Genomic DNA, 21,080 nt, shown 5'->3' with positions numbered 1-21,080 from the left:
CAGTCTTAGATAATTCCCTTTCTAAGATTTGTAAGCTTAGCGCGGAGTCTCAGGTTAGCCTTTGTATGAAGCTGAGAAATACGAGATTCACTTACTTCAAGAACCTCACCGATTTCCTTAAAAGTTAAATCTTCGTGGTAGTACAAAACAATTACCATTTTTTCTTTTTCAGGAAGCTCACTGATAGCCTGGGCAATTACTTTTTTGATTTCTTCACGCTCAGCAATTACGTCCGGATTCAAACTTGAAGGTGCTTCAATGTTATTTCCGATAGACATATTGTCGTTATCATCGCCCGAATACCATACATCATTCAGGGAAAGAACGCTTGTACCCGAAACCTTCATGATTGTGCGGTGATATTCATCCTCGCTCATATTAAGGCTTTCTGCAATTTCAGAATCAGTTGCAGTACGGCCAAGGCGAGATTCCAGAGAAACAATTGCATCTTCAATTTCACGTGACTTCTGACGAACAGAACGAGGAACCCAGTCAATCTGGCGCAGTTCATCAAAAATAGCACCACGAATACGGGTTACCGCATAAGTTTTAAACTTTACATTCTTTGCCGGGTCATATTTTGTAATTGCATCCAGAAGACCAAACTGCCCGAATCCGACAAGGTCATCAAATTCAACGCTGTTTGGCATTCCAACAGCCACCTTACCGGCAACATATTTTACAAGAGGCATATACTGTCTTATAAATTTATCACGCAAGGCCGGAGACTTTGTCTTTTTGAATTCTTCCCAAAGGTCATCTTCTTCCTGAGTATCATTTACTGGCATACCTTACCTCTCTATATCCTTAACTTTCTTCCCTTGATAAAACCGAACTGATTGCTTTTGCCATCACTTCAGCATCTTTTACACCGTATTCGCTTCCGTCATTGTGACTTGTAGAAACGGTTGTTGTATATGAGCTGTCACTTTCAACAGCACTTTCTCTACTTTCTTCCGAAGAAGAAGCATTTTCCATTACAAAAGAACTCATGTCTGGCAGAGTATCAAGTCCGCCAGATTCTTCATTTGATGATGAAGCCGCAGAGCCGGCATTGTCAGAAGGCGCCTGCCTTTCAGCAGCTTCTCCACCTCTTTCTTCAGCCTGCGCCGGCTCTGCGGTCTGCACTTTTGCAGCCGACGCTGCCGCACCTGCATTTGCTTCTGCCATTGCAGATGTAACTTCATTCTGGCTTTCCTGCAATGAAGTTTTTTCTTCATTCGCAGCATAAGAAGGAGCAAAAGCAGCTGCCCGTGAAATAGAGCCGGTACTTCTTAAATCTGAATTATTCAACATCTGACGTGAAGAATCATCTACAAAATAAGTGTTGCCGTTTTCATCTGCATCCAGTTCTTCATCATGAACGTATAAATCAACTTTACTTCCAACCTGTGGATTTGAAACAGAAACATTATCTGACACATCCATTGAATCGGTATCGTCCATTAAAAATTTGTCTGCTACAAAATAAAAGCCAAAACCGATACCTGCAAATACAAGAGCAATAATTAAAGCCCTTATTAAAAGGATAAAAAAAGCGGCATGAGAGGTAAAACCGAAAAGCAAGGACAAAACAAATCCAAATGCTGCAAAACTAAGTGAGATTTTTATACCCTGCATTTTCCCCTCCTAACATTTTTTCCCTATTAATTATACACCATAAGATATAAAATTAATAGAAAAATTTTTACATATCGTCCTTTTTCTTCTTACTGAGGAATTTTTTAAGGAAGCTTGCAACTCCCTCGTTGTATTCCGGTTCAGTTTTTTCAATTCGTCCTACAATATGTTTAAGGCAGACAGCCGGTTTTGAAGTAGGATTTACAACAATAAATGGTTTCTGGCGGATTACAGAAGCCTGTACGATAGGATCTTCGTAAACACAGCCAAGATATTCAACCTTGTAATTTAAGAACTGACCAACAATGTTAATGATTCGCTCTGAAATACGTTTTCCTTCATCTGCAGAATGAACGCGGTTTACAATAAGCTTGATGTTTACAACGCGGTCAACAATTTCTGTAGTGATGATTTTAATGATTCCGTAAGCGTCCGTGATGGCAGTAGGCTCTGGAGTTGTTACGACATAAACTTCATCAGCAGCGGCAACAAACTGCAAAACGTTATTTGCAATACCTGCACCTGTATCAATAATGATGATATCTGCATTACCAAGAGTACTGAACTGTTTTGCAAAATACTCAAGCTCGTCTACGCTTAGGTTGGCAATTTTTGAAAAACCGTTGGCGCCGGCAATAAACTTAATACCGAATTCGGTATCAAGAATAATCTGCTTCATTGTCTTTTTCTTATTGATTACGTGCATAAGATTGAACTGAGGCACAACATTCAAAAGCACGTTTACGTTTGCCATACCAAGGTCACCGTCAATAAGGATAACCTTTTTGCCAAGCTGGGCATAGGCAATCGCCATGTTTACGGCAAAGTTAGTTTTTCCGACACCGCCCTTTCCACTTGTTACGGCAATAATTCTTGTATTATGATTTTTTCCGTTAGTTTTTTCGCCGGAATCTTTTGTATCATTGGAAGGAAAATTATCTTCCATTAGTTCTTTCAATCCTTCTGCCTGTTCTTCCATTTTTATTTTCCTCCAAATTTTCCTTCAATGTGTTGTCTGTCTATATCAAAGCCTTCAAGCCTGATTAAAAAATCAACTATTGAGGCCTGTCTTAAATCCTGTGTTACATTCTGGCCGTTTGTAATATAGGAAACAGCCTTATGTTTTTTATGCAAAACGCTGATAACGTTTCCATACTGCAGAGATTCATCGCTTTTTGTAATAATAACTGAATTATAACCGAAAGGTTCATAATTTTTGAAAATATTTTCCAGATCACGGGCTTTTGATGAAGCTGTAACTGCAAGATAAATATCAGGATTCATCTGAGGAATATCAAGAAGAAGCTTCATCTGAGCAAGATGAGTTGCGTCATTAGGGCTGCATCCAGAAGTATCGATAAAAATTGCATCCATATTGTCTTTATTTTCATCATAAAGGACTTTCAAATCTTCTGTTTTTTCGGCTTTAAGAACGCTGTAACTCATAATATCGCCAAAGCGTTCAAGCTGCTGCAGAGCGCCAACTCGCATAAAGTCTGTTGTAATAAAGCATAAGTTAGGACGGCGGCCCTGATTTCTTTCATCCTTGCGGTAAGAAAGCATAAACTGAGCGGCAAGTTTTACAAGAGTTGTAGTTTTCCCAACTCCTGTAGGACCTACAATAATTACAACGTGAGGAGGTCTGTGAACTTTTGGAAGGGCAACTTCTATGCTTTCTCCAATCCAGTCTACGACCTTGTGTTCAACTAAATCAAAATTTTCCAGCTGTTCCAGAGAAAAATTAGCGCGGATTTTTTCAGAAATCTCTTTGATATAATCTTTTGAAAAATCATTCTGATAGAGCATGTCTTCAATTTTTACGATTGCTTCAGGCTCATCAGCAGAAGAGCCGCTTTTTGTTGCAATCTGAGCAGAAAGTTCATTTTTAGTTTCTTCAAGTTTCTGAGTAAGCTGACTTGTAAGCTGGGCAGAAAGAGTCTGTACAAGAAGCGCTGCCTTATTTTTTTCAAATTCAGCATCTTCTTCATTCTTTTTTGAAGGCTTTGCATCGGAATAGGCATCTGAATGTCCGACAATATACTTCATTTCTATGCCCCATTTCTTAAAAAGATTTAATGGTCCGTATTTTACAAGTTTTCTGTCATGCCCTCTGTAAACCCAGTCACGACCATACATGCGGGAAATTTTCTCTTTGCATTCATCAAGATTATCTGCAACTATTTTTTGAATATTTTCTCGTTCGTAAGCCATTTTATCTAAACCTTTTTATTTCCTCTTTCCTTTTTTTTACACTTCGTCTTCAGACCTGATTTCTGCAATTATTTCAGTGTCTACATTCTTGCCTGCGGCTAAGATTTCCATATCTGAAAGAACAACTACACCAGGCTGCTCACGTTCAAGCGAAGCACGCACCAGCTGACGAACATCACGTACACAAAGAATAATCGGCATGAGCCCCATATTGCTGACAGTTGAAAGACTGTCGCTTATAGCGCGAATCCACTTGCGGCGGTCAACAGGATCAAATGCAGGATATGGTTTTGAACCGTCCGGTGGAAGATAAGCATGAGATGCAATCATCTCGCTCAAAGGCTCAGAAAGTCGCATTACACGAAGTTTTTTATCTGCAGGGTCTGCATACTGCATGCAAATCTGAAGTCCAAGCGCTTCTCGAACCTTTTCCGTAAGTTCCCAGGAAGTACGGCAGACAGAAGCGTAGTTTGCCATGGTTTCCAGAATCTTAACGTAGTTACGGATAGAAACCTTTTCTTCCAGAAGATTTTGAAGAACGCGCTCTATCATACCGTAAGAAAGTTTTGCAACGTCCAGAACTTCGTTTATAAGAACAGGATTTTTTTCCTTTACCTTTTCTATGATATTTGAAACTGCCTGACGGTCAAGCATTTCTGCCGCATGAGAGCGGATAATTTCTGTAATATGGGTAGAAATAATTGTAGGCGGATCTACAACTACATAGCCCGCATTTTCAGCTTCCTGGCGGCGGTCTTCCGGCAGCCATATTGCATCCATTCCAAAAGCAGGGTCTTTTGTGTGCTCTCCTTCAATTTTATTGATTACAGCCCCCGTATCCATACACATAAGATAGCCAAGACGGATATTTGCATGGCCTGCTTCAATTCCCTGAATTTTGAAAGAATAATCGTTAGGATCCAGGGTCATATTATCCTGAATGCGGATTTTTGGAATATTGAAGCCCATATCAAGGCGGGCTTCTGTTCGGATTCGGGTAATTCGTTCAAGAAGTTCCGCCCCCTTTTCCTTATTAACAAGAGGAATAAGAGCATAACCAATTTCCAGCGAAAGAGGATCCAGCATCTCAAGAGTTTTAGAATCATCGATAGGATTTGTCTGCTCTGATTTTTTAGCGTCTTCTGCCTGCTGTTTTGCGGCAATTGCCTCTTTTGTTTTCTGTCTGGAAATACTGAGTCCCATCCAGAAGAAAAGAAGTCCGATTGGAATAAGAAGAACCTGAGTGTTGTTGCGAAGGGCAAAACCAGAAAGTGCCAGACCAATTCCAACCAGCTGGTAAATCTGGCCGTCGCGGGTAAAGTTCTTGATAAGTTTCTGATCAAAGGGCTCATCAGATTTAGTACCGGTTACAAGAACACCAGTTGCAAATGAAATAATAAGAGAAGGAATCTGAGAAGTAAGTCCGTCACCTATGGTGAGGATTGAATAGGTAGAAACTGCTTCACCAAATCCCATTGAATTTCTAATAACGCCGATTATAAGTCCACCGACTAAGTTTACGATTGTTACGACAACGCCAAATTTAACGTTTCCGCTTACGAACTTAGAAGAACCGTCCATTGCTGAGTAAAAGTCAATTTCACGGCGGATTTTTGCTTTTTCAATTTCTGCTTCATCAGGACTCAATGCGCCGCTGTTCAAACGGTTATCGATATCGAAAAGCTTCTGGTTCATGGAATCCAAGCTGAAGCGGGCTGCAACTTCTGATACTCGGCTGGCACCCTTTGTAACTACAAGAATCTGGAAGATAATAAGAATTACAAAGACGATAAAACCTATTACGATATCACTTCCGGCAATAATGTTTGCAAAAGCCTGAACCATAAAACTCTGGTTTGCCAGTCTGTGACCGGCCCCCATGGTTCCGCTGAGAATAAGTCTTGTTGAAGAAATATTAATTGCTACAGAAAAGATTGTGGCAAAAAGGACTACTCGCGGGAAGGTTTCAAAATCAGATGCACGAGGGGTACTTACTACTACAAGAAGGATGATTACAGAAATGGCGATGTTTAAAATCATACAGAAGTCGATGAGCAGCTGTGGCATCGGTAAAATTACCAGAAAAACGCCCACTAAGGCTGCTACTGCAACAGCATTCTGCTGAATGAAATTTAAAACATTTCCCCTTTTTTCGTTTGCCATTAAGTCCCCACCCTCAGCAATCTACTATTTTTTTAAATCCTGAAACTTTTCAAGATGCGAATAAATCAATGCAATAACTTTATAATAATCTACTGGTATTATATCACCAACTTCAACTTCTGTATACAATCCGCGGGCCACAGGGCGGTTTTCTACAATAGGAATGTCATTTTCCCTTGCAAGCCGTTTGATTGTCTGTGCAACTTCGTCGGCACCCTTGGCATTAACCTTTGGAGCGTCGGCTGTATCTCTATCCATTTTCAGGGCAACTGCAAAATGCGTAGGGTTGGTTACTACAACATCAGATTCGGCAACTGCCTTAGGAATATTCTGTTGTAAAAGCTGCTGCTGCATCTGACGCAGGCGGCTTTTAACTTCAGGATCGCCTTCCATTTCCTTATATTCTTCCTTCTGTTCCTGTTTGGTCATCTTCATTTCTTCCATAAAATCACGCTTCTGAACAAAGTAATCAGGGATAGAAATTATAAGGAATAAAATAGAAACAATTATAAGAAGCTGGGCTGCCATTTTAGCAACCTTTGCAAGGGCGCCAAAGGCATCGCCGTTTCCGATAATATCGATAATTACAAAAATATCTTTTCTGATATAGATATAGGCAATTGATACGATAATTGCAACTTTACCTACCGATTTTGCAACGTTAAAAAGACCTTTTCCCGAAAAAATCGTCTTCTTAAAATATTCACCGAACTTTGGAACGATTTTAGAAAACTTTGGTTCAATCGGCTTAAAACTGAAAACAAAACCGCGGGTCTGAATTATGTTTCCAAGGATTGCTCCCACTACCCCGACGATTGAAACAGGAAGCATGCATTTTACAACTGTTGTCATAAAATAAGCGACCATTGAATAAGTTCCCATTTCACCAGTGCCGGTTCTGCTGAAAAAATAAACGAAAGCGGTAACAATCTGATTAAAAATCCACTTTGAAAGGAAAATCAGGGTTAGCACGCTGAGCAAAAGCACAAGAGCACCGCTTACTTCACTACTTTTGGCAACGCGGCCTTCTTTTCGGGCTTTTTCAAGTTTGTATTCCGACGGTTCTTCGGTTCTTCCCTCGTCTTCTGCAGCCATTAGTTAATTCCTCCGCCGCTAATCTCTATGAAGAGATTCTGAATCTGGGTGAAACCGCCGGTAAAGGCGCGTACAAAAAAATCTATAAGGTTTGGCATAATTGTAGCAATTACAAAATAAGCCACAAGAATCATAATCGGGAAACCTTCAGAAAGAAGGTTCATCTGTGGAGCTGCCTTTGTCAAAAGACCGGTACAGACAGTAATCAAAAATAGAGTTCCCATTACAGGAAGAGCGATAATCAGAGCGTCTGCAAAAAGTTTTGTAAGGCCTGCCAGCAGAAATCTTGCAATCGCTTCGTTAGAAGTAACAATACTGAAGGCTGTAAGGGTCTTAAAGCTGGAAACAAGGCCGCCTAAAAAAAGACGCTGGAAGAACTTTGTCTGCAAGAATACCAGCATGGCTACAAGGTTAAAGAACTGTCCCATAAGAGGGTTTTCTACCTGGCTCATGGCATCGTAAGAGCTGGCAGCAGAAAGTCCCATCTGAAATCCCATAAACTGACCTGCAGAACTGAAGGCTGCAAAAATTATGGAAACATAAAAGCCCATGAGGACGCCAAGAAGAACTTCTCCTGCAATCAGAAGAAAATATTCCATACTGAAAACCTGGTCAGATGTAATCAGGGAATTGTAAAAAGAAAAATCTACTGTGCTAAAAATAAAAAAAGAGATGTAGCCTGCAAGCGCAACCTTGGACATTCGTGAGGCTGCACGCATGGAAAAAAGCGGCAGGGTTACAATAAGGCTCATAACCCTTGCAAAAATAAGGAGATAAACTGGTGCATTTGAAAGAATTTCGTTTAACATCAGTCTTTACCAGGCCCCTTATTTTGCAAAATCCGGAATACGGTTAAATAAAAGGACGGTGTACTGGCCCAGCGATGTAAAAGCAACGCCACCCAAAAGAGCAATTACGAGAATAATAACTACGAATTTTGGAAGAAAAGTTAGGGTCTGTTCCTGAATAGAAGTTGCAGCCTGAAAGATAGCTACAATCAAACCAACTATAAGCGCAAGTCCCAGAACAGGCAGAATCATCTGCAAAATCTGAACAACTGCCCCTCGCATCAAAACATTTACTTCACCTGCTGACATTTTTTTATTTTTACCTCACTGTGAAATCCCGCCTGCATCCGCTAATGCAGAACCGAAACAAAAAGCTGCTGTGTAAGTAAGCCCCAGCCGTCAACAAGAACAAAAAGGATAAGTTTAAACGGCATAGAAATCTGAACCGGAGGCAGCATCATCATACCCATTGCCATCAAAATACTGGCAACGACCATATCTACAATAATAAAAGGAATGTACAGAAGTACACCAATCTTAAAGGCAACAGAAAGCTCGTGAAGGATGTAAGACGGAATAAGAATATATGTAGGAACATCAGCAGGAGTATCAGGCTTTTCAAGATGAGCCATATTCATAAACATGCTTATGTAAGAAGTATCCTTTTCCATCTGAATGAACATAAACTCACGGATTGGAGTTTCTGCCTGAGTAAAGGCTTCTTCAATTCCAATAGTTCCGTCACTCATAGGCTTATAGGCGTTATTATAAATGCGGCTGAAAGTCGGCCACATTACAAAAAGAGTCATAAAAAATGCAATTCCGTTCAAAACGGAAGTCGGAGGAACCTGCTGCAGCGAAAGAGCTCGCTTAATAAAGTCCAGTACGATAGAAAAACGAAGGAAGCAGGTTGTAAGAATTAAAATGCTTGGCGCAAGAGTTAAAAGTGTAAGTAAAACAAGCAGGCGTACGGAAAAGGCAACTTCACGGCCGGATCTTGGCTCTGAAATCTGAACAGCAACATTTGGAACTAAAGGCTGACGGACATCATTACGAAGTTCAGTACGTCCCTGTGTGCTCCCCTGAGGAAAATTTCTATTTTGAGTCCCCTGATTTGTTACAGACTGAGAAAATGCCGGTGTAACAGAAGAGAAAATTACTAATAAAGAAAGAATAATTCTAAGACTCTTCATTATTTTCTCCATTTTCACTCTTATTACGGCCAAAAATCTTGTCAACCTGATTTTCTGTATCGCTGAATACGTTCTTTGTCTTTCCTTTTTTGGCAAGGAACATATCCATTACATCGCTGAAGTTCAAAGGTTTTTTAGTATTCTGAGTCTGATCTGCGTGAAGGTTCATAGCATTAATCATCTGAGCTGTCTGTTCATCAGATTTTGAATCAATTTCCCCAAGAAGAGTAATGCCATCTTCCGTAACGCCGATTACATAGGCACGGTCAACAAGGGTGATGACCTCGATAGTTTTTCCCGGCGCAATATTGATGTAGGCGGCACGACGTAAAAAATCATCTTCGGTTTTTACAACGTTTGTTTTATTTTTGATAAACCACAAAACTCCGTAAATCAGGGCGATTACAAAAGCAAGGACAAAAACCATGCGGATAAAAAGCCCTATTCCGCCCACATTCTGATTTCCAGCCTGGGCAGCAGCACCTGCTGAAGGATTATTGTTAAAATAGTTAGTATTATTTTCAAAAGACGAAACCTCGGTTTCTACGGCAGAAGCCTGCTCCGAGGTTTGTGAATAAAAATTAAAGCAGACCGCAGTTAATAAAACTGCAGTCATAAGAATTTTTTTTAATGTCAATTTTCCCACCCGTGTGAGACCGCTGGCGGTCTCTGTTCAATAGCAAGCCGTTAAAAAAATTGCGAAAGCAATTTTTAGGCTTACCTATTTGATAACTGTTTTCCCCAAAACAGTTTAATATTTTTAGTTCAATTCGTTTACGCGCTCCTGAGGAGAAAGAATTTCAGTTACACGAACACCAAAGTTTTCATCAATAACTACAACTTCTCCCTTGGCAATTGCTTTATGGTTTACAAGGATATCAACCGGTTCACCGGCAAGCTTATCAAGCTCGATGATTGTACCTTCACCCATTCCAAGAATATCTTTAATGGATTTTTTAGTACGTCCAAGTTCTACGGTCATTTCCATGAATACGTCCATGATAAGACCGATATTACCCTGTTCACCGCCTGCTACGCCGTTCTGAAGATTAGGGAACTGGAGCTGCTGAACGTTAGGAACATTCATACCCATGTTCATACCCATATTTGGCATCATACCGCCCATAGGCATTCCCATACCCATATTTGGCATAGCTCCCATCTGCATACCGCCCATAGGCTGCTGCATTCCCATTCCCATATTCATACCCATATTTGGCATTCCGCCCATCTGAGCGCCGCCTGCCATTCCGCCGGCCATACCACCCATCTGAGCTCCGCCCATATCAACGGCACCAATTGGAGCCGGTTCTTCAGCGCCGCCACCCAAAGCTTTAGTCATGCCTTCAGCAGCATCACCGCCGATACACTCCCACAAGGTAAAGGCTTCGCTTTCAAGAGTAATTGGATAGCTTGCAAGAACAAAATCCCCCTGAGGGAACATAATTACAGCTTTTGAATCATTTACAGTTTCCGGAGTTGCATTTGCAAGACCGCTTGCCTTTCCTGTTGCATCAAGAATGTTGATTTCTGCAGCAATATGAGTTGCGATAAACTCACTTACAACAGACAAAACCATATCATCAACTTCTGCAGCCGCTTCACCACCAACAAGGGCAAAAAGCTTAAGGGCAAACTCAGGAGAAATAATATAAAGGTGATTTCCTTTAATTCCTGTTGTATAGTCAGCATTTACACCAACAACAACTTCAGGGATTTTTGAAAGAACAATATCACGGTTAGCCTGCTCAACATAAGGTTTATCAACCTTAAAAGTGGCGCCGGTGTATTTGTTAATATTTTCCTCTGTCTTAGGCTGTAAATCATCAGCCATTTTCTGAAGAGTAGGAATATCAAAATGATGAGTTGGGTCGTTTCCTACGTGGCCGGAAGCATTCAATCCGTCTACAGAAACGCCTGATAACAAAGCGTCAATTTCATCCTGTGAGATAGCACCATCACTCATAAGTTTCGTCTCCTTCTACTGAAAGCTCTTCAAAATCGTCTGATTCCTGACCTTCCATCTTTCCTGTAATTTGAACAGCCATTTTTTTGCCAACAACACCAGGCTGGCAGAAAAATTTCTTTTTATTTCCAACGCTGAGCGTCAATGGATCTCCAACTTTGATAGTAGAAAGACGCACAACGTCTCCTACCCTGAGGCTAAGCACATCGCGGATAGGAAGATTTATAGTTCCGATGTCTGCAACGACATCCATATTTACATCGGTAAGCTGCTGTTTGATTGTTCCCAGATACTGAGTTGTTGAGTTCTTGCGGACAGAAGAGAACCAGAACTGGGATGACAGCTTTGAAATAATCGGTTCAAGAACAAGGTAAGGAATACAAAAGTTCATCATTCCTTCCTCATCACCGACTTTTGTTTCCAAAGTAATGAGCACGACCATTTCTGTAGGAGGTACAATCTGCGCAAACTGAGGGTTTGTTTCAATCTGTGCAAAACGAGGGCGCAAGTCGATTACCTGAGTCCATGCTTCACGGATATTAGCAAGGATTCGGACAATTACGCCTTCCATTACTTCCTGTTCGATATCTGTAAGGTCGCGGTTTTTATTTCCACCGCCAGAAATTGCTCCGCGTCCACCAAAAAGGCGGTCAATCATACAGAAAGTGATTGCAGGGTCAATTTCCAAAACGGCGTTACCCTTAAGAGGGTCCATATTGATTACGGCAAGAGTTGTAGGAGTCGGAATAGAACGGATAAATTCCTCATAAGTAAGCTGATCTACCGACGCTACGTGTACGTGAACCAAAGAACGAAGCTGCGCAGACAAAGAAGTAGTAGTTAAACGCGCAAAAGTTTCGTGCATGTTAGAAACTGTACGCAACTGCTCCTTTGAGAATTTATCAGGACGCTTAAAATCGTAAATCTTAATTTTGCGGGCACTATTAACCGGCTTAAAGTCATCAACTTCGGAATCACCCGAACTGATGGCAGTAAGAAGCTGGTCAATTTCGTCCTGTGACAGAACCTCGTTCATTCACAATCCACCTTTATTAATTCTGTTCTATAACGTCTTTCGACTGGAACACAACATCTCGTATTTTTGAAGAGCTTAAGATTTTATCATTGATGCCGTTCTTAAGCTCATTTTCCAGGGCATCTTCGTTGTTAGGGTTTCTAAGTTCCGCTGCAGTTTTACTGCTGAAATAGCGGCGCAAAAAAGCCTTTAATTCAACGTTACGCTGAGTAATTTCTGTTGATGTTGCCTTATCATCTTTTTTGTATGCAAGAGCCACATCCACACGAACAGTTGCAGGAGGATCATCACAGGTTGAAGTCTGGATAATTCCCAAAGAAGTATACCAGTCAAAAATTTCACGCTGACCGGAAACATATTCCTCTGAAGATGGGATTGCAGTTATAGAAGAAGTATTTTTGCTTGCAATTTTAACTGTAATTACAACAACAACTACAATTACGATAATTGCTGCAAGACCGATTATAATCCATTTTAAAAGACCTGAAACTAAACCGCCCAAGCCGCCTTTTTTTTCTGAAGATGATGCTGATGCTTCTCCACCATCATCCAGATTGATATCGTCGTTATCTGCCATTTCCCCTCCAGCAAATCTCTATATATAGTAACATTAAAAATGTCCCTCGTCTAGAATAATTATATCTACACGTCTGTTATAGGCACGCCCCTCAGCCGTTTCGTTAGAATACTTAGGCCTTGTATCAGCGTATCCGGCAACCGAAAAACTATTTTCGTTTACTCCATAATCGGCTAAATAATGAAGAACATTAATACTTCTTTGAGCGGACAATTCCCAGTTACTTGTAAATTCAGAAGCAACAGGAACCGGTGTATTATCTGTATGTCCTTCTATTCTGTAACGGCGGTCTTTTACTTCCGGCGACTTAAAAAAGTCTGCAAGGCGAAGTAAAGTATCGCGCGTTTCTTCTATATTAAGTACCGCACTTCCCTCTTCAAAAAAATTATCAGAAAGAAGAGTGATGATAAGTCCGCGTTCATCACTTGTAATGGTAATTCTACTTGATTTAATATCCGGTGCAAAAAGGCTTACTGCCTTCTTTTTAGCAAGCCCCAGAGAACGTCCTTTTTCCAAAGACGGAAGGGAGTTAATCATATTACCAAGGTCAGAAAGTTTTCCAGAAGACAAGGAAAGACCGCCCGAAACAGATTCTGTTTCATTCATCTGCAGATTCTGAGTAATTGTTGCAAGTGTCGTGATATCGATTTCTGACGGATCATAAAGCATTACGAAGAAGCAGAGCATCAGTGTAATCATATCACCGTAGGTACCTTGCCAGGCAGCCGACGGTTTTTCAGGTTCCTTCGATTTTCCCATTTTATCCCCTGATTAGTCTTTCAATACATCAGCTTCAATTGCTTTTCTTGTTACAGGATCAAGATAAGTAAGAAGTTTCTGAGCCATAATACGAGGGTTTTCACCAGCCTGAATAGCAAGAACCCCCTCGATTACCATTTCCTTTGCACGCATTTCCTGCTGGTTATGAGCAAGAAGCTTTGTAGAGAACGGCGTAATAAGCCAGTTGGCAAGCATGGAACCGTAAAGTGTTGTAATCAAAGCAACCGCCATGTTAGGACCGAGGGATGATTTATCTTCCAGGTTGTTCAACATACCAATAAGACCTACTACAGTACCCATCATACCAAAACCAGGAGCAAATCCGGCCCAGGCGTTGATAAGTCCAACCCAGTACATATGACGTGCTTCGCACTGGTTCATTTCGTTTTCCATAACTGCACGAATAATGTTACCGTCAGTACCGTCTACTACCAGACGGAGTCCCATTTTCATAAACTGGTCTTCCAGATCATCAAGTCCGTCTTCAAGGGCAAGAATACCTTCACGGCGGGCTTTTTCTGAAAGCGCCTGCATATTGATTACGATGTTTTTTTCACCAAAATCAGGAACCTTAAAGGCACGTCCCATGATTTTGAAAAGGGCCAGAATGTTTTTCAAAGGAGCAGCAATGAACATGGCGAAATAAGAACCGCCGATTGTCATGGCTGCAGAAGGAATATCGATAATACCTCCCAAAGTACCACCAGAAGTAACAACCGACATGACGATCATTACAGCACCACCAACAATACCAATTATAGTAGCTATATCCATTACAACACCTCTTGCCAGCTTGTACCGACTTTTTTACGGTATGAGATAATTTTATCGATGATTTCTTGGGGAGAATTCTTTACGATGAGTTTTTTTCCCGACAACATAGTTAATGTTAAATCAGGATTAGATTCCATACTTTCTATCATGTGTGGATTTACCCAGTAACTTTTCCCATCCAAACGCATAACTTCAATCATACTTTTTATTTTTCGGAATTTTTCATATCCTACATAATCTAAAATTATAATCTTTTTTTTCTATATTTCAACCTCTTAATTTCTAAGATTTTATAAGATATTAACAAAAATTTATTACACTTTTTACTGTTATATTAATATAATCTTTATTATGAGTGATATGAGTAAACTTCCGTATGTCTACGTAATTGAAGATGAAGAATCAATTTCACAGTTGATCTGCCTTTATCTTTCAAAATCAGAAATCGGTACAAAAGCTTTTTACAACGCTGAAGATGCACTTGCCAACTTTGACAAAGACCGCAAACCAGACCTTATTATCCTTGACTTGAACTTACCTGGAATGAGCGGCTTTGATTTCTTAAAGGAACTGAGTACACGCTTTACAGAAACTGAAAAACCTTCTGTAATGATTTTGTCTGCCCGTGATGCAGATGAAGATATGATTAAAGGTCTTGGACTTGGAGCTGATGAGTTTGTAACAAAACCATTTTCGCCAAGCGTTCTTGTTGCCCGCGTAAACGCAAACCTCCGCCGCCAGATTTCAGCATCTGCAAAAGCAGAAGATTCAATTCGTTTTGACGACTTCACTCTCCTACTGAACTCATGCGTACTTAAAAAAGGAAGTCAGAAGATTCCTCTTTCATCAAAGGAATACGAAGTTCTTGAATACATTGTAAAAAATGCCGGAAAGACACTTATTCCGGAACAGATTTACCAGGCTGTATGGAAGGTTGATTTTGGTGACATCACAGCAGTTGCCGTTTACATCCAGCGCCTTCGCAAAAAGCTTCATACAGAAGGTTCTGACAAAGAATACATCAAAACCGTATTCGGTAAAGGATATGTATTCAACCCTGACTGCATAATTAAATAAAATACGCTAATATAAACTGGAATACAGGCGGCAGATATGACTCTAAGAAAACAGTTAACTCTTCTTGCAGCATTTATCATCGCAATTCCGGTTTTATGCATTTTTTTTATAACAACCAACAACTACTTCCAGTTCAGAAGACGCGCCATTACAAGAGATGAAGCGTCTTACAAAATGCTTGAAGAGAATGAAAAATCACTTTTTTCAAAAAGCACGGAAACTCTAACAGACACCTTTGATTTTCTTCCTCCGGAAATGGATTCCTTTTTAATTGATGGAAATGGAAAAATTGTAATATCTACGATAAAAGGCATACCTGCCGGGATAACATTAGATGCAACAAACATAATCCCTTTTATTCAGTCTGCAGAAGAAAAATATATCTACCAGTTTACAACTCATGTTTTTGATGATTCTGAATATACACTTATTACACGTTTCCCCAAAAAGGAATTAACTCCAAAAAATCCAAAAGACTTTTTACTTCCTCTTCTGATTATCATCGCAAGTCTTGTTGCAGTAAGCGTAATAATTCTTTTTGAAATCTCAAAAAACATGTTCCGCTCAATCGTAAACATTCAAAAACAGATGAGTCAGATTGCAGACGGAAACCTTGATGTTGAAATTATCTGCGATGCTAAAATAAAAACAAACGAAATCTCTTCAATTTCAAAAAGTCTTGAAACCATGAGAGAGGCGCTGGTTAGTGCGCAGAACCGCAAAAATAAATTCATTATGGGTATCAGCCACGACCTTAGAACTCCGGTTGCAATTATCAAAGGGTATACAGAAGCTATTATCGATGGCGTAATAAAGGGAAAAGAAGACAGAATCAAAGCAATTAAGCTTATTAAGGCAAAATCAACTCACCTTGAAAATATGATTAACACCCTGATTAATTTTGTAAAGCTTGAAAACAGTGATTTACGCAAAACCCTTACACCTCAGCCTATTGTAAAATTTATAAAACACATTGCTTCTGATGCAGAAAACACCATCGGAGTTTTCAACAGAAAACTTACAAGCAGCATTGATATTCAAAATGAATATATCATTCCTTATGACGAGCAGCTGCTTAACCGAGTTTTTGAAAACCTTATTGGAAACGCGCTCAGATACACAGAAGAAGGTGATGAAATTAAAATCATCGCTTTTGAGCAGGATAATAACCTTTTTGTAAAAATCTGTGATACGGGTATTGGAATCAGCGAAAATGACCTTGCAAATATTTTTGACCTCTTTTACAGGGCATCAAATTCACGCCGCGAAGAAGGAATGGGCATAGGACTTTCAGTTGTAAAGAACATCATTGAAACTCACGGATGGAAAATCAACGTTGAATCAGAAAAAGGAAAAGGAAGCTGCTTTACGATTATTATTCCAATTCCAGATCAAGAAGCTCAAAAATAAATCGATTTAAATATAAGATTCCTTCTTTTCCAAGCGTAAAAGAATAATCATCTTCGTTCTCAGTAATTTTGCACAAGTCTTTTCGTTCCCATGCTTCAGCAAGTTTTTTTACGGAATCAGGAATGGTAAGCTTTTTTCCAAAAGAATTATAAAAATCCTTTTCACTAACTCCGCTTATTTTTCTAAGCCCCATCATAAAAAATTCCAGGACAGAAGTTTTTACATCTATTTCTTCGCTGGTAAATGAAGCAAGGGGATTTTTTATATACTTTTCGATATTCGTTGTGTTTGTAAACCTGAAAGCGCTGCCTTCTTCATTATAAACAGTTCCAGTCGCTCCACTCCCACAGCCAAGATAAGATTTATGATTCCAGTAGCAGAGATTATGAAGACTTTCAAAGCCTTTTTTTGAAAAATTTGAAACTTCGTATTGATAAAAGCCATGATTTTCAAGAAATTCCCGTCCTTTTAGCCAGAGTGCATCTGAAAAATCATAATCATATTCAATTTTTTTCTGATTAAGAAGTTTTCCAAAGGGAGTTTCATCTTCAAAAGTAAGGGAATACATGGAAATATGGTCCGGATTAAAGGAAACAATCTTTTCAAGGCCTGACATAAAGCTTTCTTCACTTTCAAAAGGAAGACCGCAGATTAAATCTATAGAAAATCTTTTTTTCCATTTTTTCTGAATTAAAGAAAGAGCCTCTTCATTTTTACCTGGATCAGCCCGGCGATGGCAGAAAGAAAGAGCCTTATCATTAAAAGACTGAATTCCGACAGAAATTCTGTTTATCCGGCTTTCATTTAATGTCTCAAGCAGATTTTCAGTTATATCATCAGGATTCAATTCAATTGTAACTTCAGAACTTTCAGGAAGAACAGCAGCTTCTTTTATTGCAGAAAGAATTTGCTTTATCTGCCTGGCATTCAAAAGGCTTGGTGTGCCGCCACCAATATAAACCGAGCCCCACTCTTTTACAGAAAATTTTTTCGCCCGCCCGCGGATTTCCTGACAAAGCGCTTCGACATAAGAATCAGGGACAGAATTCGAGCCACCCCTGCTGAAAAAATCACAATAATGGCATTTTGAAATGCAGAAAGGAATGTGAATGTAAAGGGCGGCAGAAGAAACTGTCATTTTTTAGAAAAGTTTGAACTTCTTGAATGGAAAATAGCACATAACGGCTTTTCCCTGAATGTTTTCCAGTTTTACAGGTCCGTAAAGGCGGGAATCATCGCTGGACTTTCGGTTATCCCCAAGGACAAAATACTCATTGTCAGAAAGAATAATTTCATCAAAGGAGCCTTTTACACCAAGGTAAGGATCCCATTCAGAAGGAGCTGTAAAAAATGTCACGTTATACGGGTGGTCTGCAATTTCAAATTCTGTAAGATAATACTTTCCATTGGCAGGCTTAACGTAAAGGACATAATCACGCATATAAATTCTGTCACCAGGAAGGGCAACTACCCGTCTCAGCTGACTGTTAGTTCCAGGAAAAGAACTTTTCTGAAAAAGAGAAACCTGCTGGCCGGTAAAAAAACGTACAAAAACTTCAGAAATACATTGAATTTTACTTAAATTTACTGTTTTTTTAGGTTTTAGAAGAACCACATCTCCCCTGTTGAGTTTTTTTGCAAGAGGAGACACCATAATCATGGAATTTTCTTCGATATCAGGAATCATTGAAACTGAAGTCTGGCGAACAGGAAAAAATACATAAGCAAGAAGCAGATTTAAGATGACAAACAAAAAAATGAGATTAAAAAAAATAAAGAAAACGTGCTTATGAGTCTGAACTTTGTGCGAATAAGAATAATGCAATAATTTGTTGTTCATAATTGCCTCAGATAATCTTTTTAAATAAAAATATCACATATAAAGTGCTTTTACAACCGACTGATTTAATTATATAATTACTATAAATATGTCAGAGGAAAGAAAAATTATTGCAGATAACAAAAAGGCCCGCTTTGACTACTTTGTAGAAGAATCTTACGAATGCGGACTTGAGCTTGTTGGAACCGAAGTAAAATCTGTAAAAAACGGAAACATTTCATTTCCAGATGCTTTTGCCGAAATTATAAATAACGAAGTGTGGCTTAAAAACTTTCATATATCGGAATATGTGTATTCTTCAATTTTCAACCATAATCCGGACAGACCTAAAAAGCTTCTTTTGCATAAGGAAGAAATCAAGCGTCTGACAAGAAAGGTTGAAGAAAAAGGATTTACCCTTATTCCGCTGAATTTTTATCTTGTAAAGGGACGCGTTAAGGTTACGCTTGGCGTCTGCAAGGGTAAAAAACAGTTTGATAAGAGAGCAACCATTAAGGATCGTGATATTAAACGTGAACTTCAGAGGGAGTTTTCTAATAAACTCAGAGGATAGGATTTGCAAAAGGAATTAAAAAAGTATAAATCTTTTTTTACCCTTCTCATTTTTTTGAGCGCTTTTACTTTTGCTCAGACTTATGAAATTGATTATTGCGGAATATTCTCTTCAGACCTTGATATGAACATGGCAAAGCTGACAAGTGATTTATACTTTACCCAGCTTTCCGAAACCCAGAATTTTGAAGTTACAGACCGCCGGTCAGAGTTCAATACAAAAGAAATTGAAAAGCTTGATAAGGAGCTTTTTACACCTTCTAAAAAAACTTTTTTTGCAGAAATCAATAAAATCACGGATTCTGATAAATGGCAGACGGTTTTTCATCTGGTTTATGAAAATTCAGAAGTAACCAGAACAAAGGAATACGATTCCTATTACAAAATCCTTATGGAACCAAAGGATAATTTAAAAACTTCCCTAAGCAACCTGATTACAAAAGGCGGTGACGCTCCAGCAGAAACAAAAGCTAAAAATGACATGCCGCCAGCAAAAGCCAATGCAATCTCCACAGAATTTTTATCAGGAACCTGGAAGGCAGAAAACGGACTGAACAAGGTTGTCATCATGAGGGGCGGACGCGGCTTTGTAATTTTTAATAACGGCGCCAGCATGAATATCCTGATAAATTTTGAAGATGCGGAAGGCAAAAAAATCAAGATTACCCAGAATCAAAAATCAAACGCCTCTTATTTCCCGGAACTTTCACGAGAAGAAGCATTGGAGCATGCCATAAACGCCCAGCCGATTGAATGGACCCTCACTGCAAGCGATTCAAACACTTTAAAGGGCGCAAAACACACCCTTATAAAGGCTGACGGCTCCGTTGTCTACACAGATATTCCGGTTACCTGGACAAGAATTAACTAGATTTTCAAGGCACCCTGACGCAGCACTTTTACTTCGCCGCCGGCAAGACTTACGATTGTAGAAGGCACGGCATTCTTTTTATCACCGTCAAGAACGATTAAATCAACGTCTTTTTCAAACTCACTGATTATTGCTTCTTCCGTATCCAAAACAGGAAAACCGCTGCGGTTTACGCTGGTAGAATAAAGAGGCTGTCCAACCTCGGCTATAATATCCCTAAGCCACTGGTCACCAGGACAGCGGAAAGCGATAGTTTTAAGGCCGTCTGTTTCTTCATTTTTATTATTTACGATTATTGTGAGTGGGCCCGGCCAGTAAGACAGCAGACTTGCAGGAATTTCATCATCAGTATGCTTTTTTATGTCTTCAGGACTTGCTATAAGCTGGATAAAAGGCTTTGTTTCCGCCCTTCCCTTTATTGCCTTGATTTTTGAATCACCGTCCAGCGTATTTCCGGGAAGCACAAGGCCTGAAAATCCGTAAACAGTATCAGTTGGAATTATTACAATTTTGCCCTTTTTAAGGGCGTCAATACAAGCTTCAGAAGAGTTTTTATCAGATTTGTTTAAAATCATATACAGGAATTCCTTTTATCATAGGTGAATGTTCTTTCTTAAAGGAGATTTTACCATTACTTACGTCAAAAAGGAACATCACTCCAAGACAAAGGATTGTAATGAAAAGACTTATGATTTTACAAGCATCTTCTGAAAGAAAATCAGGATCCTGATGACGAAGAACACTTCCTGTATCATATAAAGTTGTCTGGGCAGGTTTAAGCCCGGTAATTTTTACCAGTTTTTCACCGTCACTTACATAATCTAGCTTACGGGCATAGGCAGAAATAACGGCCTTATCGTTTTGAAGGGCTGAATATTCAAGAGTCAGTTCTGTATTTATATTTTGAATTTCGCTTGTTCGTTTACTCAACAATATTTTCTGTTCTTCAAGCTGCTTATAACAGCGCATTCCATTCTGACCAAAGCAGAGAGACAAACAAACATAGATAGCTGTTCCAACAAAAATTGAGAACAAATATTTTGCACATTTCATTTGTTAAAATATCGGCAGGCAGTTTCAAAATCTGCAAACATTTTTATTTTCAAATTATAAAAAATCATTATTAG

The 21,080-nt window shown here is 39.4% G+C and carries 24 protein-coding genes; 4 read left to right on the top strand and 20 right to left on the bottom strand.

From position 1 onward, the window contains the following. Positions 1–5 precede the first annotated feature (5 nt). From whiG to T530_RS0101215, 16 genes are all read right to left on the bottom strand, one after another. Positions 6–788: an RNA polymerase sigma factor WhiG gene (gene whiG / locus T530_RS0101290; RefSeq protein ID WP_009106104.1), complete on the bottom strand. Its 783-nt coding sequence runs from the start codon at positions 786–788 to the stop codon at positions 6–8. A gap of 19 nt (positions 789–807) precedes the next feature. Then, complete coding sequence (locus T530_RS0101285; RefSeq protein ID WP_027727447.1) at positions 808–1,620, bottom strand: hypothetical protein; 813 nt, start codon at positions 1,618–1,620, stop codon at positions 808–810. Between the two features lie 67 nt (positions 1,621–1,687). Then, positions 1,688–2,599 carry a MinD/ParA family protein gene (locus T530_RS0101280; RefSeq protein ID WP_027727446.1) on the bottom strand — a complete coding sequence of 304 codons (912 nt, stop codon included), beginning with the start codon at positions 2,597–2,599 and terminating at the stop codon, positions 1,688–1,690. 2 nt (positions 2,600–2,601) lie between these two features. Further along, entirely contained in the window at positions 2,602–3,831 is a 1,230-nt protein-coding gene (locus T530_RS13205) for a hypothetical protein (RefSeq protein ID WP_051537713.1), read from the bottom strand. A 36-nt stretch (positions 3,832–3,867) separates the two neighbouring features. Next, positions 3,868–5,994: a flagellar biosynthesis protein FlhA gene (locus T530_RS0101270; RefSeq protein ID WP_027727445.1), complete on the bottom strand. Its 2,127-nt coding sequence runs from the start codon at positions 5,992–5,994 to the stop codon at positions 3,868–3,870. Positions 5,995–6,018: 24 nt separating this feature from the next. Next, positions 6,019–7,089: a flagellar biosynthesis protein FlhB gene (gene flhB, locus T530_RS0101265; protein ID WP_027727444.1), complete on the bottom strand. Its 1,071-nt coding sequence runs from the start codon at positions 7,087–7,089 to the stop codon at positions 6,019–6,021. Then, positions 7,089–7,898, bottom strand: coding sequence for a flagellar biosynthetic protein FliR (fliR, locus tag T530_RS0101260; protein WP_027727443.1), 810 nt, complete (start codon positions 7,896–7,898; stop codon positions 7,089–7,091). Before fliR ends, flhB begins: the two co-directional genes overlap by 1 nt. Before the next feature lie 18 nt (positions 7,899–7,916). Further along, complete coding sequence (gene fliQ / locus T530_RS0101255; protein ID WP_009106090.1) at positions 7,917–8,186, bottom strand: flagellar biosynthesis protein FliQ; 270 nt, start codon at positions 8,184–8,186, stop codon at positions 7,917–7,919. Positions 8,187–8,227: 41 nt separating this feature from the next. Next, positions 8,228–9,070, bottom strand: a complete 843-nt coding sequence (gene fliP / locus T530_RS0101250; protein WP_038073239.1) for a flagellar type III secretion system pore protein FliP — start codon at positions 9,068–9,070, stop codon at positions 8,228–8,230. After that, positions 9,057–9,707, bottom strand: a complete 651-nt coding sequence (locus T530_RS0101245; protein WP_156011484.1) for a flagellar biosynthetic protein FliO — start codon at positions 9,705–9,707, stop codon at positions 9,057–9,059. The genes fliP and T530_RS0101245 overlap by 14 nt, the downstream gene beginning before the upstream one ends. A gap of 123 nt (positions 9,708–9,830) precedes the next feature. Beyond that, the gene (gene fliN, locus T530_RS0101240; protein ID WP_027727440.1) at positions 9,831–11,036 is read right to left on the bottom strand and encodes a flagellar motor switch protein FliN; all 1,206 of its coding nucleotides are present in this window, start codon (positions 11,034–11,036) and stop codon (positions 9,831–9,833) included. After that, positions 11,029–12,072: a flagellar motor switch protein FliM gene (gene fliM, locus T530_RS0101235; RefSeq protein ID WP_027727439.1), complete on the bottom strand. Its 1,044-nt coding sequence runs from the start codon at positions 12,070–12,072 to the stop codon at positions 11,029–11,031. The genes fliN and fliM overlap by 8 nt, the downstream gene beginning before the upstream one ends. 16 nt (positions 12,073–12,088) lie before the next feature. Further along, complete coding sequence (locus T530_RS0101230; protein ID WP_027727438.1) at positions 12,089–12,649, bottom strand: flagellar basal body-associated FliL family protein; 561 nt, start codon at positions 12,647–12,649, stop codon at positions 12,089–12,091. A 33-nt stretch (positions 12,650–12,682) separates the two neighbouring features. Beyond that, the gene (gene motB / locus T530_RS0101225) at positions 12,683–13,408 is read right to left on the bottom strand and encodes a flagellar motor protein MotB (RefSeq protein WP_027727437.1); all 726 of its coding nucleotides are present in this window, start codon (positions 13,406–13,408) and stop codon (positions 12,683–12,685) included. Positions 13,409–13,420: 12 nt separating this feature from the next. Then, a complete protein-coding gene (locus T530_RS0101220; RefSeq protein ID WP_009106081.1) occupies positions 13,421–14,203 on the bottom strand; it encodes a motility protein A in 783 nt (260 codons plus the stop codon). Continuing rightward, positions 14,203–14,403 (bottom strand): flagellar FlbD family protein, encoded by a 201-nt coding sequence (locus T530_RS0101215; RefSeq protein WP_027727436.1) that lies wholly within the window; start codon positions 14,401–14,403, stop codon positions 14,203–14,205. Before T530_RS0101215 ends, T530_RS0101220 begins: the two co-directional genes overlap by 1 nt. 160 nt (positions 14,404–14,563) lie before the next feature. Between T530_RS0101215 and T530_RS0101210 the strand changes: the two genes are divergently transcribed. Both T530_RS0101210 and T530_RS0101205 read left to right on the top strand, forming a co-directional pair. After that, positions 14,564–15,280, top strand: coding sequence for a response regulator transcription factor (locus T530_RS0101210; RefSeq protein ID WP_371180455.1), 717 nt, complete (start codon positions 14,564–14,566; stop codon positions 15,278–15,280). Positions 15,281–15,316: 36 nt separating this feature from the next. Further along, positions 15,317–16,690 carry a sensor histidine kinase KdpD gene (locus T530_RS0101205; protein ID WP_027727434.1) on the top strand — a complete coding sequence of 458 codons (1,374 nt, stop codon included), beginning with the start codon at positions 15,317–15,319 and terminating at the stop codon, positions 16,688–16,690. Here the strand turns inward: T530_RS0101205 and hemW are convergent. Both hemW and lepB read right to left on the bottom strand, forming a co-directional pair. Continuing rightward, complete coding sequence (hemW, locus tag T530_RS0101200) at positions 16,656–17,828, bottom strand: radical SAM family heme chaperone HemW (protein ID WP_027727433.1); 1,173 nt, start codon at positions 17,826–17,828, stop codon at positions 16,656–16,658. The two genes, T530_RS0101205 and hemW, sit on opposite strands and share 35 nt — an antisense overlap. A gap of 3 nt (positions 17,829–17,831) precedes the next feature. Further along, positions 17,832–18,530, bottom strand: a complete 699-nt coding sequence (gene lepB, locus T530_RS14515; RefSeq protein ID WP_051537711.1) for a signal peptidase I — start codon at positions 18,528–18,530, stop codon at positions 17,832–17,834. Positions 18,531–18,618: 88 nt separating this feature from the next. Here lepB and smpB point away from each other — a divergent pair, with 88 nt between their 5' ends. Further along, on the top strand, positions 18,619–19,083 hold the full coding sequence (gene smpB / locus T530_RS0101190; RefSeq protein ID WP_027727432.1) for an SsrA-binding protein SmpB: 465 nt from the start codon (positions 18,619–18,621) through the stop codon (positions 19,081–19,083). A gap of 3 nt (positions 19,084–19,086) precedes the next feature. Further along, a complete protein-coding gene (locus tag T530_RS0101185) occupies positions 19,087–19,953 on the top strand; it encodes a hypothetical protein (protein ID WP_027727431.1) in 867 nt (288 codons plus the stop codon). On the opposite strand, the gene T530_RS0101180 is transcribed toward T530_RS0101185, so the two are convergent. After that, positions 19,950–20,528 carry an L-threonylcarbamoyladenylate synthase gene (locus T530_RS0101180; protein WP_027727430.1) on the bottom strand — a complete coding sequence of 193 codons (579 nt, stop codon included), beginning with the start codon at positions 20,526–20,528 and terminating at the stop codon, positions 19,950–19,952. The genes T530_RS0101185 and T530_RS0101180 overlap by 4 nt on opposite strands. Further along, the gene (locus T530_RS13195) at positions 20,509–21,006 is read right to left on the bottom strand and encodes a septum formation initiator family protein (protein WP_051537709.1); all 498 of its coding nucleotides are present in this window, start codon (positions 21,004–21,006) and stop codon (positions 20,509–20,511) included. The genes T530_RS0101180 and T530_RS13195 overlap by 20 nt, the downstream gene beginning before the upstream one ends. Positions 21,007–21,080 lie beyond the last annotated feature (74 nt).

Source organism: Treponema sp. C6A8 (assembly GCF_000619925.1).
Lineage (GTDB): Bacteria > Spirochaetota > Spirochaetia > Treponematales > Treponemataceae > Treponema_D.
The sequence above is the reverse complement of the archived record's forward strand: the minus strand, read 5'-3'. Positions and strand labels throughout refer to the sequence as shown.